Annotated in this window: 14 protein-coding genes and 1 tRNA gene; 9 read left to right on the top strand and 6 right to left on the bottom strand. The window is 32.0% G+C overall.

Features of this window, described 5'->3' with window-relative positions:
* Positions 1-56: 56 nt before the first annotated feature.
* On the top strand, positions 57-1274 hold the full coding sequence (gene odhB, locus IM744_RS12755; RefSeq protein WP_194508534.1) for a 2-oxoglutarate dehydrogenase complex dihydrolipoyllysine-residue succinyltransferase: 1218 nt from the start codon (positions 57-59) through the stop codon (positions 1272-1274).
* Between the two features lie 948 nt (positions 1275-2222).
* On the opposite strand, the gene IM744_RS12750 is transcribed toward odhB, so the two are convergent.
* Entirely contained in the window at positions 2223-2858 is a 636-nt protein-coding gene (locus IM744_RS12750; protein ID WP_194508533.1) for a response regulator, read from the bottom strand.
* 64 nt (positions 2859-2922) lie between these two features.
* Complete coding sequence (locus IM744_RS12745; protein WP_194508532.1) at positions 2923-3363, bottom strand: retropepsin-like aspartic protease; 441 nt, start codon at positions 3361-3363, stop codon at positions 2923-2925.
* A 51-nt stretch (positions 3364-3414) separates the two neighbouring features.
* On the opposite strand from IM744_RS12745, the gene IM744_RS12740 reads away from it, so the two are divergent.
* From IM744_RS12740 to IM744_RS12705, 8 genes are all read left to right on the top strand, one after another.
* On the top strand, positions 3415-4182 hold the full coding sequence (locus IM744_RS12740; RefSeq protein ID WP_194508788.1) for a TatD family hydrolase: 768 nt from the start codon (positions 3415-3417) through the stop codon (positions 4180-4182).
* A gap of 3 nt (positions 4183-4185) precedes the next feature.
* A complete protein-coding gene (locus tag IM744_RS12735; protein ID WP_194508531.1) occupies positions 4186-5217 on the top strand; it encodes an asparaginase in 1032 nt (343 codons plus the stop codon).
* A gap of 58 nt (positions 5218-5275) precedes the next feature.
* Positions 5276-5360 (top strand) — tRNA-Ser (locus tag IM744_RS12730).
* A 778-nt stretch (positions 5361-6138) separates the two neighbouring features.
* Positions 6139-6900: a MotA/TolQ/ExbB proton channel family protein gene (locus IM744_RS12725; RefSeq protein ID WP_194508530.1), complete on the top strand. Its 762-nt coding sequence runs from the start codon at positions 6139-6141 to the stop codon at positions 6898-6900.
* A gap of 27 nt (positions 6901-6927) precedes the next feature.
* The gene (locus tag IM744_RS12720) at positions 6928-7371 is read left to right on the top strand and encodes a hypothetical protein (RefSeq protein ID WP_194508529.1); all 444 of its coding nucleotides are present in this window, start codon (positions 6928-6930) and stop codon (positions 7369-7371) included.
* Positions 7372-7380: 9 nt separating this feature from the next.
* Positions 7381-8004 carry an ExbD/TolR family protein gene (locus IM744_RS12715; RefSeq protein ID WP_194508528.1) on the top strand — a complete coding sequence of 208 codons (624 nt, stop codon included), beginning with the start codon at positions 7381-7383 and terminating at the stop codon, positions 8002-8004.
* Positions 8005-8020: 16 nt separating this feature from the next.
* Positions 8021-8497 (top strand): ExbD/TolR family protein, encoded by a 477-nt coding sequence (locus IM744_RS12710; RefSeq protein WP_194508527.1) that lies wholly within the window; start codon positions 8021-8023, stop codon positions 8495-8497.
* 100 nt (positions 8498-8597) lie between these two features.
* Entirely contained in the window at positions 8598-9320 is a 723-nt protein-coding gene (locus IM744_RS12705) for a porin family protein (RefSeq protein WP_194508526.1), read from the top strand.
* Positions 9321-9324: 4 nt separating this feature from the next.
* Here the strand turns inward: IM744_RS12705 and IM744_RS12700 are convergent, their stop codons facing one another.
* The 4 genes from IM744_RS12700 to IM744_RS12685 all read right to left on the bottom strand — a co-directional run bounded on the left by IM744_RS12700 (position 9325) and on the right by IM744_RS12685 (position 15541).
* Entirely contained in the window at positions 9325-9930 is a 606-nt protein-coding gene (locus tag IM744_RS12700) for a hypothetical protein (RefSeq protein WP_194508525.1), read from the bottom strand.
* The gene (rpoN, locus tag IM744_RS12695; protein WP_194508524.1) at positions 9930-11390 is read right to left on the bottom strand and encodes an RNA polymerase factor sigma-54; all 1461 of its coding nucleotides are present in this window, start codon (positions 11388-11390) and stop codon (positions 9930-9932) included. The genes IM744_RS12700 and rpoN overlap by 1 nt, the downstream gene beginning before the upstream one ends.
* A 281-nt stretch (positions 11391-11671) precedes the next feature.
* Complete coding sequence (asnS, locus tag IM744_RS12690) at positions 11672-13102, bottom strand: asparagine--tRNA ligase (protein WP_194508523.1); 1431 nt, start codon at positions 13100-13102, stop codon at positions 11672-11674.
* A gap of 30 nt (positions 13103-13132) precedes the next feature.
* On the bottom strand, positions 13133-15541 hold the full coding sequence (locus tag IM744_RS12685; RefSeq protein ID WP_194508522.1) for an efflux RND transporter permease subunit: 2409 nt from the start codon (positions 15539-15541) through the stop codon (positions 13133-13135).
* Positions 15542-15585: the final 44 nt, after the last annotated feature.

Here is a 15585-nt window from a genome sequence, read left to right as displayed (position 1 = left end):
ATATAGATTATAAAAATAGAAACAGATACAAACGCTTAAAATAAAATTACAGAACGATGATTTTAGAAATGAAAGTTCCTTCACCAGGAGAATCAATCACAGAGGTAGAAATTGCAGAATGGTTAGTTGCAGATGGAGATTATGTTGAAAAAGATCAAGCCATTGCAGAAGTTGATAGTGATAAAGCTACATTAGAATTACCTGCTGAAGCAAGCGGAACAATCACACTCAAAGCAGAAGAAGGTGATGCTGTTGCGGTTGGAGCTGTTGTGTGTTTAATTGATACAAGCGCAGCAAAACCAGAAGGTGGAGATTCTGCGCCAGCGAAAGAAGAGAAAAAAGAGGAAGCTCCTAAAAAAGAAGCTCCAAAAACTACAACACCAGAGGCTAAAACTTATGCTACAGGTACAGCAAGTCCTGCAGCTAAGAAAATTTTAAATGAAAAAGGAATGGCTGCCTCATCAATTTCTGGAACAGGAAAAGATGGTCGTGTAACTAAAGATGACGCTGTAAATGCAGTGCCTTCTATGGGAACTCCAACAGGAGGGAATCGTGGAAGCTCTCACAGTAAAATGTCAATGTTACGTCGTAAAGTTGCAGAGCGTTTAGTAGAAGCTAAAAACACAACAGCAATGTTAACGACATTTAACGAAGTTGATATGTCGCCAATTTTTGCATTACGTAAAGAATATAAAGAAGACTTTAAAGCAAAACATGGTGTAAGTCTTGGGTTTATGAGTTTCTTTTCTTTAGCAGTTGTAAGAGCACTAAAAATGTATCCTGCTGTGAACTCAATGATTGACGGTAAAGAAATGTTAACCTATGATTTTGTAGATATTTCTATTGCAGTATCAGGACCAAAAGGATTAATGGTGCCAGTAATTAGAAATGCCGAAAATTTAACTTTTAGAGGTGTTGAGTCTGAAGTAAAACGTTTAGCGCTTAGAGCTAGAGATGGTGATATCACAGTTGATGAAATGACAGGTGGTACGTTTACTATTACAAATGGTGGTGTTTTTGGAAGTATGTTATCAACGCCTATTATCAATCCTCCACAAAGTGGAATCTTAGGAATGCACAATATTGTAGAGCGTCCAGTAGCAATTGATGGTCATGTAGAAATTAGACCAATTATGTACGTCGCTTTATCTTACGATCATAGAATTATTGATGGTAAAGAATCTGTTGGTTTCTTAGTAGCTGTTAAAGAGGCTTTAGAAAATCCAATTGAGTTATTAATGGATAACGATGTGAAGAGAGCATTAGAAATGTAAAATTTTCTTTTCTTCGGAAATATAAAAACTAGCGCAATTCATCTTTTGGATTGCGCTTTTTACATTTGTTAGTATTCCTTTACTTGCGCTCATTTAAGAGATCTTATTATTTAAGCAAACAAAAAAGCGCAACCTATAAATAGTGTTGCGCTTTTTCTCCCTAATAAAAAATAACTAATAACTAACTAAAAAAAGTTTACAAGAATATTAATTGATATTATTAAAATGGCGCTAAAGATTAAACCTACAATAAATAATTTGTTTGTTAGGCTTTGTTTGTTTTTCATCGTTTCCATTTTTGTATGTTTTAAATTATATGTTTCTCTTTTAATAAAACTCTGGGATTATGAAGAGTCCCAGAGCCTTATATTCCCTAATTAATAGAGTTACATTAAAAAAATCCCTCTAATCTTAATAACTCTGATACAAAATTCGCCTATTTAATAACACCAAACAATACGTAGTTCTACGTATATTTTGGTTTTGAAGTGTTAAAGTTTTGTTTTTAAATAACAAAAAAGCTCTAAAACATAAAAGTCTTAGAGCTTTTGTCCTTTAATTAAAAAGGCAATTGATTAATAGCAATGCAAACTTCGGTGTTATTTTAATACGAAACAATACGTAGTACTACGTATATTTTGACTTAAAAGTGTTAAAATTTTGATATTGGTATCAAAAAAAACTCTAAATCAAGATGATTTAGAGTTTTTTATAAATTAAATTCTCCCTAAGAATTAATAACACAACAAATATCTGTATTTAAATAATTGAAGTCAATAGGTATATTTACCTGTTTTTCATAAAAAAAACCTGAATTGATAAACAATTCAAGGTTTAATGACATAATTCCTGCCTACAATAATTAATAGCAGGAACGAATGTCTATCATGATTAATAGAGAATCAATACGTGGTTCTGGATGTGTTTTGAGCTTTAACTATTAAAGACCTATTTGTATTTACGTAAAAAATCTTCATACTCTTTAGCATATAGAATAATGCTATTGGCTTTAGATTCTAATTTGAGTTTTGTTCGTATGTTGCTTTTGTGCTTTTCTACGGTTCTATCAGAGATGGATAAATCACTAGCAATCTCTTTAGCTGTTTTATTATCAGCAATACGTTTAAGAACTTTAATTTCGGTATCTGTCAATTTTTTTAATGCCTCAGGTATTTTCTTTATTTCTATGTACTCTATAAGTTCTGGACTAAAATAGTGGTATTCTCTCAAAACACACGAAATACAATATTCTAATTCTGCTATGGCAAACTCTTTTAGTATGTAACCGTAAATTCCTAATGATTTTGCTTTGTTATAAATCTCTTCACTCTTCTCAAAAGTTATAATAATAATTTTGGTGTCCAGATTAGCTTCTTTACATTTTTCTGCCACTTGTAAACCTGTAAGCATTGGCATTTGTATATCCAGAATAGCTATATCTGGCTGGTGTGCACTGATAAGCGTAAATGCTTCTTTGCCATTTTTTGCACTGGCAATGACATTGAATTCTTTTTCTATTAAGAAGTCTTTAAGACCTTTTAATATAAGAGGATGATCATCTGCTATAACGATTGATGTTGACATTTTGCTATTAAGTATGAAGGATTAATTTTAAAGATAAGAGATTTTATAGTAAAATGACATTTTCCTATAATTTTAAATACAAGTATTTTTTTTCATAATCTATAACAGCTTTAGATTTTTTTAGAATATCTGCACCTATAATGCCATCAACAGGTTGAGCGTTATGTGCAATTAAAGCTGTATTTACATGAGATAAATTAAATAAGACTAAAACTACTTTGTCTTTTTTCCATTTTCCAATTTTGAGTGTATTCTTTTTTGAAACTTGAGTCAGCATATCTGTTGCACCTGCACCTGCTGCTTTAATTTTAGAGTCTTTAGCATTGAGTTTAAACGTTTCAATAGCTTCAAAACCAACACAAGAAGTTGATGCACCAGTATCTAAAATGAAAAGTCCTTTAACACCATTTATAGTGGCTTTAATTTCAAAATGATTGGTCTTAGTGAGTTTCAATTTGATTTTTGTGTAGCCTTTATTTAATAGGTACTCTTGTAAAGTTTCCATTACTCTATGTTTTCTGCAAATATAATCCTATAAATGAATTATTTTTGCATCATGATTATTACAGATACCCATACACATTTATATAGCGACGCTTTTGATGATGACAGAGATGAAATGATAGAACGTGCTATTTCACAAAACGTTTCTAGATTTTTTATTCCTGCAATAGATTCTACTTACACCGAATCTATGCTAAAATTAGAAACAGATTATCCAGAACATGTGTATTTAATGATGGGTTTACACCCTACATCAGTAAAGGAGAATTATAAAGAAGAATTACAGCACGTAGAAGAGATGCTTGCAAAACGATCTTTTTATGCTGTAGGTGAAATAGGTATTGATTTATATTGGGACACTACAACGTTGGAGATTCAAAAGGAAGCTTTTAAACATCAAATTAAATTAGCAAAGCAATACGGGTTGCCTATCGTCATCCATTGTAGAGAAGCTTTTGATGAGATTTTTGAGGTGCTTGATGAGGTTATGGATGATAAACTCTTCGGGATTTTTCACTGCTTCACAGGAACATTAGAACAAGCTCATAAAGCCATTTCTTTCAATATGAAATTAGGCATTGGTGGTGTAGTGACTTTTAAAAACGGAAAAATAGATCAGTTTCTGAATGAGATTGATTTAAAACATATTGTATTAGAAACAGATTCTCCTTATTTAGCACCAAAACCGTACAGAGGAAAACGTAACGAAAGTAGTTATATCATTAAAGTGGTTGAGAAATTAGCTGAAATTTATAATGTTTCCGAAGAAAAAATTGCCGAAATTACCACTCAGAATTCTAAAGATATCTTCGGAATATAACTTATGTCAACAAATCAACCTAACATATTATTAGTTTACACAGGCGGAACAATTGGGATGATTAAACATCCAGAAACAGGTGCGTTAAAGTCTTTTGACTTCAGTAATCTTTTAAAAAAAATCCCTGAGCTTAAATTATTAGATTGTAATATTGAGACCATATCTTTTAAGGAGCCAATTGATAGTAGTAATATGAATCCTAAGTATTGGGTTCAAATTGCAGAAATAATTGAAAGTAATTACGATGATTTTGATGGCTTTGTTGTGTTGCATGGTAGTGATACGATGAGTTATTCGGCTTCGGCACTGAGTTTTATGTTTGAGCATTTGGCAAAACCAATCATATTTACAGGTTCACAATTGCCTATTGGAGATTTGAGAACAGATGCCAAAGAGAATTTAATTACGTCAATTCAAATGGCTTCTTTACAAAAAGGAGGTAAGCCAGTAATTAGAGAGGTAGGATTATATTTTGAATATAAGTTGTACCGCGGAAATAGAACAGTAAAAATAAATGCCGAACATTTTGAAGCCTTTGAGTCCTTGAATTACCCACATTTGGCAGAATCTGGTGTTCATCTTAAAGTTGGTTACAATGAATTGTTTAAGCCTAATACACGAAAAAAATTAGTTGTACACAAGAGTTTTGAAAATAACATCTTACTAATTAAACTGTTTCCCGGAATTAGCGAGTCGGTTTTAAAATCTCTATTTGAGATCGTACATATAAAAGGGATTGTTTTAGAAACCTATGGTGCAGGTAATACAACAACAGAGGCTTGGTTTATTGAAATGCTAAAAGCGACGATAAAACGAGGTGTGCCTATTGTTAATGTTACGCAATGCTATGGAGGAAGTGTGTCAATGGGACAATATGAGACCAGTACTCAATTAAAATCTATAGGAGTTATTTCTGGTAAGGACATTACTACAGAAGCTGCATTAGCTAAGTTGATGTTCATGTTAGGAGAAAAAGTATCTATTAAAACATTCAAAACTATATTTGAAACCTCATTACGTGGAGAAATGTCGTAGAAGTTTGCATTAAAGTTTTTTTAGTTTAATATGAGTTGTATGTTTGCAAACTCAAAATAGAGAGGTGGCCGAGTGGCTTAAGGCGCACGCTTGGAAAGCGTGTATACTTCACGGTATCGAGGGTTCGAATCCCTTCCTCTCTGCAAAAGGAAACCTGCAATGTTAGTTGCAGGTTTTATATTTTAAAATAGAGGCCAAGCCAAAGGCTTGAAGCCTCTATTTTAAAATATAAAACCAAACATCTTTTTAGATGTTTAGGTTTCTATGCTTGCTCAAGATTACAATTTGGGGATGGACGAAGTCAATCCCGTTTAGGCTTGAAGCCTCTATTTTAAAATATAAAACCAAACATCTTTTTAGATGTTTAGGTTTCTATGCTTGCTCAAGATTACTTAATTGGGATGCACGCAGTGAATCCACTAAAAGACTTCAGTTATAAATAAAACAACAAAAACGTTAAATCTATGTTGGATATAATGCTTTGTGAAAATAGTTTTACAAGGCCAGAATAAGTGTATTGGAATTTTAAATATTAATAAAAGTCTACTATCCTTAATAAAAACAACAAATAATAGAAGTCAGTTGATATATTTAACATCATTGTATTATTAACATAGATCTTGAATTTTAATGATAGTTATTAATGACCAAATGATATGAAAATGAATCATTTGAGGTTTTTAAAATTTCCGAAGAAAACGTGGGTCTTTAGCTATATATCATAGAAATGTATAAACAATCCATAAGTTTTTCATTTTATAGTTAAATAATCCAAAACATTTTATTTAAATTCGTCTTATCTAATAATTACTAATTGGCGAAAACGACGTTACGCTGATGACTCAATTAGTATTTTTATTTTTTAATTACATTTTTTTTTTATCTTTAACACTTTAACTAATAAAATTAAGAACAATCACGATGAAAAGACTTTTTTCAATCTTAGCCATAGTAGGTATCATGGCTTTCGGTACTGTCAATGCAAATGCATACACAGTTGAAACTGCAACAACAGCAGTTGCCACAACATTTCAAGAACCAGCAGAAGCTGATAAATCTTTTACAGAGGTAGTAAAAGAGCGTTTTATTGAAGGTGGTCCATTTTTTATGGGAATTGTATTATTATGTTTAATTCTAGGTTTAGCTATTGCTATTGAAAGAATTATTTATTTAAATCTTGCAACGACAAATTCTAAGAAATTAACTAAAGATGTAGAGGATGCTCTTAATTCTGGTGGAATTGAAGCTGCAAAGGAAGTTTGTAGAAATACAAAAGGACCTGTTGCATCAATCTTTTACCAAGGTTTAGATAGAGCAGACGAGGATATTGATGCTGCTGAGAAAGCTGTTGTAGCTTATGGTGGTGTTCAAATGGGACAACTAGAAAAAAATGTGTCTTGGATATCTTTATTCATTGCCTTAGCGCCAATGCTTGGTTTCATGGGTACTGTATTAGGTATGATTGATGCTTTCGATAAAATTGAAGCTGCAGGTGATATGAATCCTTCTTTAGTAGCAGGTGGTATTAAAGTAGCCTTATTAACGACTGTATTTGGTCTTATTGTAGCTATTATATTACAAATATTTTATAATTACATTATCTCTAAAATTGACAGTATTGTTAATGATATGGAAGATTCATCGATTTCACTTATCGATTTATTAGTAAGACATAAAAAGTAATAACCTAATTGTTAAATCAAACATAACATGAATATTCAAAAAATAATCAAAATTGTTGCTTTAGTAATAGGTTTAATTGCAGTAGTCTTCCTAGTAAACATTATGATGTTAGGAGATGAAGCAATTAAAGCTGATGCAGATAATCAAGCTGTGTTATCATGGTTTGCTAATCTTGCTTACGTAGTTTTAGCAATTGCAGCAATAACTGCAGTTGTATTTAGTTTGGTTAATTTATTTAGCCATCCTGAAAAACTTAAAAAAGCATTAATGTCTTTAGGTGTTTTTGCACTTGTATTAGCAGTAGCATGGTTTGCGTCATCTGGAGTAGAAACAGAATTAACTGATGGTAAAATGTTATCTGCAAACGGTTCTCAAATGATTGAAGCAGGGATTAAGGCATTTTATATTTTAATTTTGTTAGCAGCAGGCTTAATGTTGTTCTTCGGAGTTAAAAAGATGTTAAGTAAATAATAATAAATTATGGCAAAACGTGCAGCACCAGAAGTTAATGCAGGATCTATGGCAGATATTGCATTCTTACTTCTCATATTTTTCTTAGTAACTACAACGATCCCTAAAGATTCTGGGATTAATCGTAAGCTACCTCCAATGGAACCGCCTAACGATGATGAAGTAGTTATTAAGCAAAAGAATATTTTTACTGTTTTAATAAATGGTAAAGATCAATTATTAGTTGAAGATGAGTTAATGGAACTCAAAGACTTGCGTAAGGCTGCTATTGAATTTTTAGATAATGGTGGTGGAACGGATGCCCAAGGTAATAGATGTGATTACTGTAAAGGTAAAAGAGATGCAAGTTCATCAGATCATCCTGATAAAGCTATTATTTCTCTAAAGAATGAAAGAGAAACGTCTTATGCTGCATACATATCTGTGCAAAACGAATTAGTTGCTGCTTATAATGATTTACGTAACATAAGAGCTTTAGAAATTGGAGCTAGAAAAGGCTTTAGCGATATGGATTTTGTGTTAATGGAAAAGAATTATAAGGATGCAAAATTCAACGGAAATAAGGAAAAACTTAAGGCGGTTATAGACCAAATTAGGGCAGAATATCCTGAGAAGCTTTCTGAAGTACAATAAATAAAAACACTATAATATGTCTAAATTTAAAAGTAAAAAAGACAATGCTTTACCAGCTGTAAATACAGCATCATTGCCAGATATTGTTTTTATGCTATTGTTTTTCTTTATGGTAGTAACTGTAATGAGAGAAGATACGCTATTAATAGAAAACAGGTTACCATTAGCAGATCAAGTTGAAAAGCTGGAGAAAAAATATCCTATTAGTTATATCTATGCTGGAAAGCCTGCCAAAGGATATGAAAACCTTGGTACTGAAGCTAGATTACAGCTTAATGATAAGTTTGCTGATATAGAAGATATCCAAGCGTTTATTAATTCAGAAAGAGCTGCTATAGCAAGAGAAGAATTAGTAGATTTTTTAACTGTATCTCTAAAAGTTGATAAAGAAGCTAATATGGGTATTGTTGGAGACATCAAAAAAGAGCTCAGAAAAGCTAATGCATTAAAAATTAATTATTCTGTAGGTACTGGTAGTGCTTTAGATAATTAGTAGTTAGCATTTAAAATTATATAAAAAAGCATCCAATTTGGATGCTTTTTTTATGCCATCTATTGAAATATTTTAAACTGTATTAAGTTATATTTGTATTATGAAACAACTTATTTATCTATTTTTTTTATTATCAATAGTTGCTGTCTCTGCTCAAGAAAGTGAAAACCCACTATCTAATGAAATTCAAATAGATAGTATTAAGGTTGTCGATAAGAAATATAGAGAAGATCAATTTTATGTTTCTGTGACTTATAATTTGTTAGGTAATAAACCAGATGGTGTCTCCCAAAGTGGTTTTTCTAGCGGATTTCATTTTGGCTTTATAAGAGATATGCCTCTTAATAAGAAACGTAACGTTGCCTTAGGATTAGGTTTAGGATTTTCGACAAATTCATTTAATCAAACCTTGTTTATTTCTGAAAATAATGGTTCGTACGATTATACAGTTTTAGATGATGTTTCTTTTACAAAGAACAAATTTACCACATATCTTGTAGAATTTCCAATAGAGTTTAGATGGCGAACCTCTACCGAAAAAGAATTTGATTTTTGGAGAATATACTCTGGAATTAAATTGGGTTATGTTTTATATAATTCTTCAAAGTTTAAAGGAAGCCCAAATGATATTTCATTGAGTAATATTAATGATTTCAATAAACTGCAATATGGTTTTACATTGAGTGCAGGTTATTCAAATGTAAATTTTCATTTTTATTATGCACTTAATGATATTTTTGATAGTAATGCAAAAGTCAATAGTACTGGAAATCATGTCGCTATGAACGCGATTAAAATAGGATTGATTTTTTATATATTATAAAGAATTATATCCAGTAGTTCAATAAAATAAGTTGAGGTAATAGACCAATTAAAAATCCAGCTGTCAATTCAATAGAGGTATGAGCTTTCATATGTAATCGAGATGTGGCAATTGCTCCCAAAATAATGCACATTAAAGCAATGGTTCCGTTAATGTTTATCTTAAAATGAATTGCGATAGCTATAGCAAACATAAAAAAACCTGCAGATGCTATCATGTGGATACTTGCTTTAAACTTCGCTAGAGCTAAGGCAAAACAAGTTACAGTAGAAATTAGAATGCCAATAAAAAAGAAATGTAGTTCTGGAATTTCATTTTGAGGCAATACACGTACTAATATGAGAATAATAATGATACTATTAATAAGTAACGGGATTCTTCGCTCTTTAACCGTTTCTAGATGAAACGTCTCCACTTTATTAATTGTTCTTAATAAGTAAAATAATAGAATAGGTAATACAATGGTGAGAACTGTAATAGAAAACACTTTGGCTTTCATTAAAGATTCTGGAACAAAACGTGGTGTTTTAGAAAAATAAAATACAACGCCAAGTAATGGCATTAGTAATGGGTGAAAAATGTATGATATGCTTCTGAGGAGTTGGTTCATTAGATCTTCTTCCTCAATCGAGCTACAGGAATATCCAACTGCTCACGATATTTAGCAACAGTTCTCCTAGCAATAGGATAGCCTTTTTCCTTTAAGATTTTAGCTAGTTTTTCGTCGGTAAGTGGTTTTTTCTTGTTTTCTTCTTCAATAACAGTCTCTAGTATTTTTTTGATTTCACGAGTAGAGACTTCTTCTCCTTGATCATTAGTCATAGACTCACTAAAGAATTCCTTGATGAGTTTTGTACCATAAGGTGTATCAACATATTTACTATTTGCAACACGAGATACTGTAGAGACATCCATTTGAATTTCATCTGCAATATCTTTTAAAATCATTGGTCTAAGATTGCGCTCATCTCCAGTTAGGAAATACTCTTTTTGATAGTGCATGATAGAACTCATCGTCACAAAAAGTGTCTGTTGACGCTGTCTAATCGCTTCTATAAACCATTTTGCGGCATCTAACTTTTGTTTGATGAACATCACAGCATCCTTTTGAGATTTGCTCTTGTCTTTTGCCTCTTTATAGCCTTTCATCATGTTACTATATTCACGAGATACGTGAAGTTCTGGTGCATTTCTTCCGTTTAGAGTAAGATCTAGTTCTCCATCTACAATTTTAATTGCAAAATCAGGAACCACATGTTCCACCATTTTATTATTACCAGCGTAAGAACCTCCTGGTTTAGGATTTAAACGCTCAATCTCCTCTATGGCATCTTTAAGTTGATCTTCAGTAATATCAAACTTTTGAAGTAATTTTTTATAATGCTTCTTCGTAAATTGATCAAATGCTTTGTCAATAATATCACAAGCTAATTCTACATCTGGATACTTCTCTTTTCTATGGAGTTGAATACTCAAACACTCTTGTAAATTCCTAGCACCAACACCAGCTGGATCTAATTGGTGTACTTTATGTAAGACTTTTTCAATTTTTTCTTCCGTAGTAAAAATATTTTGGGTGAACGCTAAGTCATCCATAATATCACTCAAAGCACGACGTATATAACCGCTTTCATCAACACTACCAACTAGAAATTCTGCAATCTCACGTTCTTCGTCATTAAGTCTAAACGTATTTAATTGATTTGTTAAATGTTGTGTAAATGATGTTCCTGCAGCATAAGGCATTACCTTTTCTTCATCATCACTACTATAATTACTCACTTGAGTTCTATAATCTGGTACGTCATCATCACTTAAATACTCATCAATATTGATGTCTTCAGTATTTATTTCTTCATTATCGTTGTAGTCATCTTCAGAATTATCAAACTCATCCATATTATCCTGATCTTTCTCTTCTTTGCCAGTATCTAATGCAGGATTTTCTTCTAATTCTTGTTTAATACGTTGCTCAAATGCTTGTGTAGGCAACTGGATCAACTTCATAAGCTGAATTTGTTGCGGTGACAACTTTTGCGATAATTTAAACTGTAGGTATTGTTTGAGCATGCTTTGTGATTCGTTTAAAGTAAAGTTAAAAAAACTATTGATATATGCTTATAAAAGTAGTTCCTTTTAAGAATAATTTTGAAGGTGATTTTTTCTTCGGAAATGTGATGACTCAAAATACGGTTAACTAAAATAAATTTTTAAGCTCTTGAAACTAATAGCTTTGAACTAAAAAATCCTGCAAAGTTTCTAAAACTTTGCAGGATTTAATATTAATTCATTTTTTATTGATCGCAGTTTCTAGCACAAAGCTATGAGATGCCTGCTTTTACAGTTATATGTTAAAACTCCGCATTTTGAGGAGTTCTAGGATAAGGGATGACGTCTCTAATATTACCCATTCCTGTTGCGAACATTACTAAACGTTCAAAACCAAGTCCAAAACCAGAGTGTACAGCAGTACCATATTTACGTAAATCTAAATACCACCATAATTCTTCTTCTGAGATATCTAAAGCTTTCATTTTTTCTTTTAAGACATCCAAACGTTCTTCACGTTGTGAACCTCCAACCATTTCTCCAATACCTGGAAACAAAATATCCATGGCACGAACGGTTTTTCCATCTTCATTTAAACGCATATAAAATGCCTTAATATTTGCTGGATAATCAAATAAGATCACTGGACATTTAAAGTGCTTTTCTACTAAGAAACGTTCATGTTCACTTTGTAAATCTGCTCCCCATTCTTCAATAATATAATTGAATTTCTTTTTCTTATTAGGTTTAGAATTCTTTAAAATATCAATAGCTTCGGTATAACTAACACGTTTAAAGTTGTTATCTACAACGAATTTTATTTTTTCAATCAAACTCATTTCTGAGCGTTGTGCTTGAGGCTTCGTTTTTTCTTCATCTAATAAACGCTTGTCTAAAAACTCTAGGTCTTCACGGTTATGTTCTAAAATGTAGCTTAATACAGATTTCATGAAATCTTCGGCCAAATCCATGTTACCAGCTAAATCCATAAACGCAACTTCAGGTTCAATCATCCAGAATTCTGATAAGTGACGTGATGTATTAGAATTTTCAGCTCTAAAGGTTGGTCCAAAAGTGTAAACCTTTCCTAATGACATCGCAAACGTTTCTGCTTCTAACTGACCAGAGACCGTTAAATTCGTCTCTTTTCCGAAGAAATCTTTTTTAAAGTCAACATTTCCGTCGTCATCCAAAGGAGGGTTTTTAGCATCTAAAGAGCTTACTCTAAACATTTCACCAGCACCTTCAGCATCACTTCCTGTGATGATTGGTGTGTGCATGTAGTAAAAACCGTTGTCATTAAAATACTTATGAACTGCAAATGATAAAGATGAACGTAAACGCATTACAGCACTAAAAGTATTAGTACGTGTACGTAAATGTGCATTTTCTCTCAAGAATTCAAACGTATGTTTTTTAGGCTGAATTGGGTACTCCTCAGGATCAGAATCTCCAAGAATATCAATAGAAGTAACTTTGATTTCTACCTTTTGACCTTTCCCTTGGCTTTCTACCAATTCTCCTTTAACATGAACTGCAGCACCAGTTGTGATGCGTTTTAAAATCGCTTCATCTGTGTTTTCAAAATCAACAACACATTGTATATTATTTATAGTAGAACCATCATTTAAAGCGATGAAACGATTAGATCTAAATCCTCTTACCCAACCGTTAATTTCTATGGGTTGAAACGTGATGTCTTGTGTCAATAATTGTGAAACTGTATAGCTCATTATTTTGAAATTTTATGCAAATATAAATGTTTATGAATTTATGTTTTCTTCGGAATCATCATCATCCACAGGAATAATATTTATGGAGGGTTCACGCATCACTTCCTTGTTAGCAATGCTACGCTCTAATGATAATAATAACGATGGTAACAATAGTAAATTAGACAACATAGCAAATACTAAGGTTATCGAAACTAAAGCTCCTAAAGCTACTGTGCCTCCAAAACTTGAGGTTGTGAATACTATGAATCCAAAGAATAATACGATAGACGTGTAAAACATACTTACACCTGTTTCTCGCAATGCTGCGAAGACAGATTTACGTATTTTCCAGTGATTGGATTGTAACTCTTGTCGGTATTTTGCCAAAAAGTGTATGGTATCATCTACCGAAATCCCAAAGGCAATACTAAAAACTAATATCGTAGATGGTTTTATTGGTACTCCTAAATAACCCATTAAACCTGCAGTAATAACTAAAGGCAATAGGTTTGGAATGAGCGAAACGATAATCATTTTAAACGATCTAAACATATAAGCCATGAAAAGCGAGATTAAGATAATCGCTAGTGAGAGTGATATTGCAAGGTTTTTGACTAAGTATTTTGTTCCCTTTTGAAACACTAATGCTTTACCAGTCATCGTCACATTATAACGATCTGCAGGTTGAAAGACCTTATTTATTTTATTCTGAAGATCCTCTTCAATACGTTCCATTTTGTCTGTACCAATATCCTTCATGAATGTTGTAATACGAGCGTATTGACCAGTGCTATCTACAAAGTTTTGAAGTAAGTTAACATCAGACGTTGAGTTCTTAGCATATGATAATATGAAACTATTTTCTTGACTTGTTGGTAATTGATAATATTTAGGATTCCCGTTGTAATAGGCTTGCTTACTGTATTTTACAAGACTTACTACAGAAATTGGACGAGACAACTCAGGGATTTCATCAATAAGATCTTCGAGCTCTTCCATTTTTTTGAGTGTACTCAATTTCATCACACCTTTTTTACGTTTGGTGTCTACCATGATTTCCAAAGGCATAATCCCATCAAACTCTTCTTCAAAAAATCGAATATCTTTAAAAAAGGCTTCTTCTTGTGGCATGTCTTCAATAAGACTTCCAGAAATTTTTATTTGATAGATCCCAATAATACTTCCAATAATGAGAATTAATGACGTCGCATAAATCGCTATTTTTTGTTCACGTACCATGCGTTCAATCCAATTAACAAAACCACCAATCCAACGTTTATTTAGATGTTCTAAGTGTCTTTCTTGTGGGTAAGGTAAAAAGGTGTAAATGATAGGAATTACTAATAGACATAAAATGAAAATAGCAAGAATACTTAATGAGGCCACAATACCAAACTCTTTTAAAAGCTGACTTTCGGTTAAAATAAAAGTGGCAAAACCAGAAGCTGTGGTCACATTGGTCATCAATGTCGCATTCCCAACTTTGGTAATAACACGTTGTAATGATTTTACTTTATTGCCATGAAGTTTTACTTCACGTTGATATTTGTTGATTAAGAAAATGCAATTTGGTATTCCAATGACGATGATTAGTGGTGGGATTAATGCTGTAAGAACAGTAATCTCATAATTAAGTAATCCTATAATCCCAAACGTCCACATCACTCCAACGCAAACTACAATGAGCGAGATAAATGTTGCTCTAAATGACCTAAAGAATAAAAAGAATATAAATGAGGTAACAGCAAGTGCTAAACCAATAAATAGACCAATTTCATCAACAATATTTTGGGCGTTTAATGTTCTAATGTATGGCATCCCAGAAACTCTAACATCTAAATTATTAGCAGTTTCAAAATCCTTGATTTTGACATCAAGGACATTCATGATAAAATCTTTTCTAGCAGAAGTGTTTACAATGTCTTTTTTGAGATAGATAGCAGTTCTAATCGTTCTCGTTTCTGTATTAAACAAGAAATTATCATAAAACGGATATTGTTTAAATAACTCGTCTTGTAATTTGTCGATTTGCTCAATAGAAGTTATAGAATCCTTAATAAAAGGAACAAGATCAAATTTTTCGGCTTCCTTATTTTTAACAAGTTTTTGAAGATCATTAAGTGATATTACTGTTTCCACTTCATCAAAAGCTTTGAAATCTTCAGAGAGTTGGTTCCAAGCGTTTAATTTGTCTACCGTAAACAATGTAGAGTCTTTTACACCAAAAACAATGAGATTCCCTTCTTCACCAAAAATATTCAGGAACTCATTATAAGTCAAATTGACCTCATGGTCATCAGGTAATAAATTGGCTTCAGTATATGAAAAACGCATGTTTTTCCACTGTGTACTAAAAAAGATAGTCGTCAAGATAATGACTACTAAAATGCCAATTTTGTTGCGCAATATTAATCGCGCAATAATCTCCCAGAAATTTTTACTAAACAGTTTAAACATGTGTGGTTTAAAAGAAGCGCAAATTTAGAAAAAACCTAGGGATA

The sequence above is a fragment of the Psychroserpens luteus genome (assembly GCF_015319355.1).
GTDB lineage: Bacteria > Bacteroidota > Bacteroidia > Flavobacteriales > Flavobacteriaceae > Psychroserpens > Psychroserpens luteus.
Note: the sequence above shows the minus strand (reverse complement) of the source record. Positions and strands in the feature narration are given on the sequence as shown.

Excerpts from the sequence above, each read along its gene's own strand:
- odhB (WP_194508534.1), top strand. The coding sequence starts at position 57 with ATGATTTTAGAAATGAAAGTTCCTTCACCAGGAGAATCAATCACAGAG.
- IM744_RS12750 (WP_194508533.1), bottom strand. The coding sequence starts at position 2,858 with ATGTCAACATCAATCGTTATAGCAGATGATCATCCTCTTATATTAAAA.
- IM744_RS12745 (WP_194508532.1), bottom strand. The coding sequence starts at position 3,363 with ATGGAAACTTTACAAGAGTACCTATTAAATAAAGGCTACACAAAAATC.
- IM744_RS12740 (WP_194508788.1), top strand. The coding sequence starts at position 3,415 with ATGATTATTACAGATACCCATACACATTTATATAGCGACGCTTTTGAT.
- IM744_RS12735 (WP_194508531.1), top strand. The coding sequence starts at position 4,186 with ATGTCAACAAATCAACCTAACATATTATTAGTTTACACAGGCGGAACA.
- IM744_RS12725 (WP_194508530.1), top strand. The coding sequence starts at position 6,139 with ATGAAAAGACTTTTTTCAATCTTAGCCATAGTAGGTATCATGGCTTTC.
- IM744_RS12720 (WP_194508529.1), top strand. The coding sequence starts at position 6,928 with ATGAATATTCAAAAAATAATCAAAATTGTTGCTTTAGTAATAGGTTTA.
- IM744_RS12715 (WP_194508528.1), top strand. The coding sequence starts at position 7,381 with ATGGCAAAACGTGCAGCACCAGAAGTTAATGCAGGATCTATGGCAGAT.
- IM744_RS12710 (WP_194508527.1), top strand. The coding sequence starts at position 8,021 with ATGTCTAAATTTAAAAGTAAAAAAGACAATGCTTTACCAGCTGTAAAT.
- IM744_RS12705 (WP_194508526.1), top strand. The coding sequence starts at position 8,598 with ATGAAACAACTTATTTATCTATTTTTTTTATTATCAATAGTTGCTGTC.
- IM744_RS12700 (WP_194508525.1), bottom strand. The coding sequence starts at position 9,930 with ATGAACCAACTCCTCAGAAGCATATCATACATTTTTCACCCATTACTA.
- rpoN (WP_194508524.1), bottom strand. The coding sequence starts at position 11,390 with ATGCTCAAACAATACCTACAGTTTAAATTATCGCAAAAGTTGTCACCG.
- asnS (WP_194508523.1), bottom strand. The coding sequence starts at position 13,102 with ATGAGCTATACAGTTTCACAATTATTGACACAAGACATCACGTTTCAA.
- IM744_RS12685 (WP_194508522.1), bottom strand. The coding sequence starts at position 15,541 with ATGTTTAAACTGTTTAGTAAAAATTTCTGGGAGATTATTGCGCGATTA.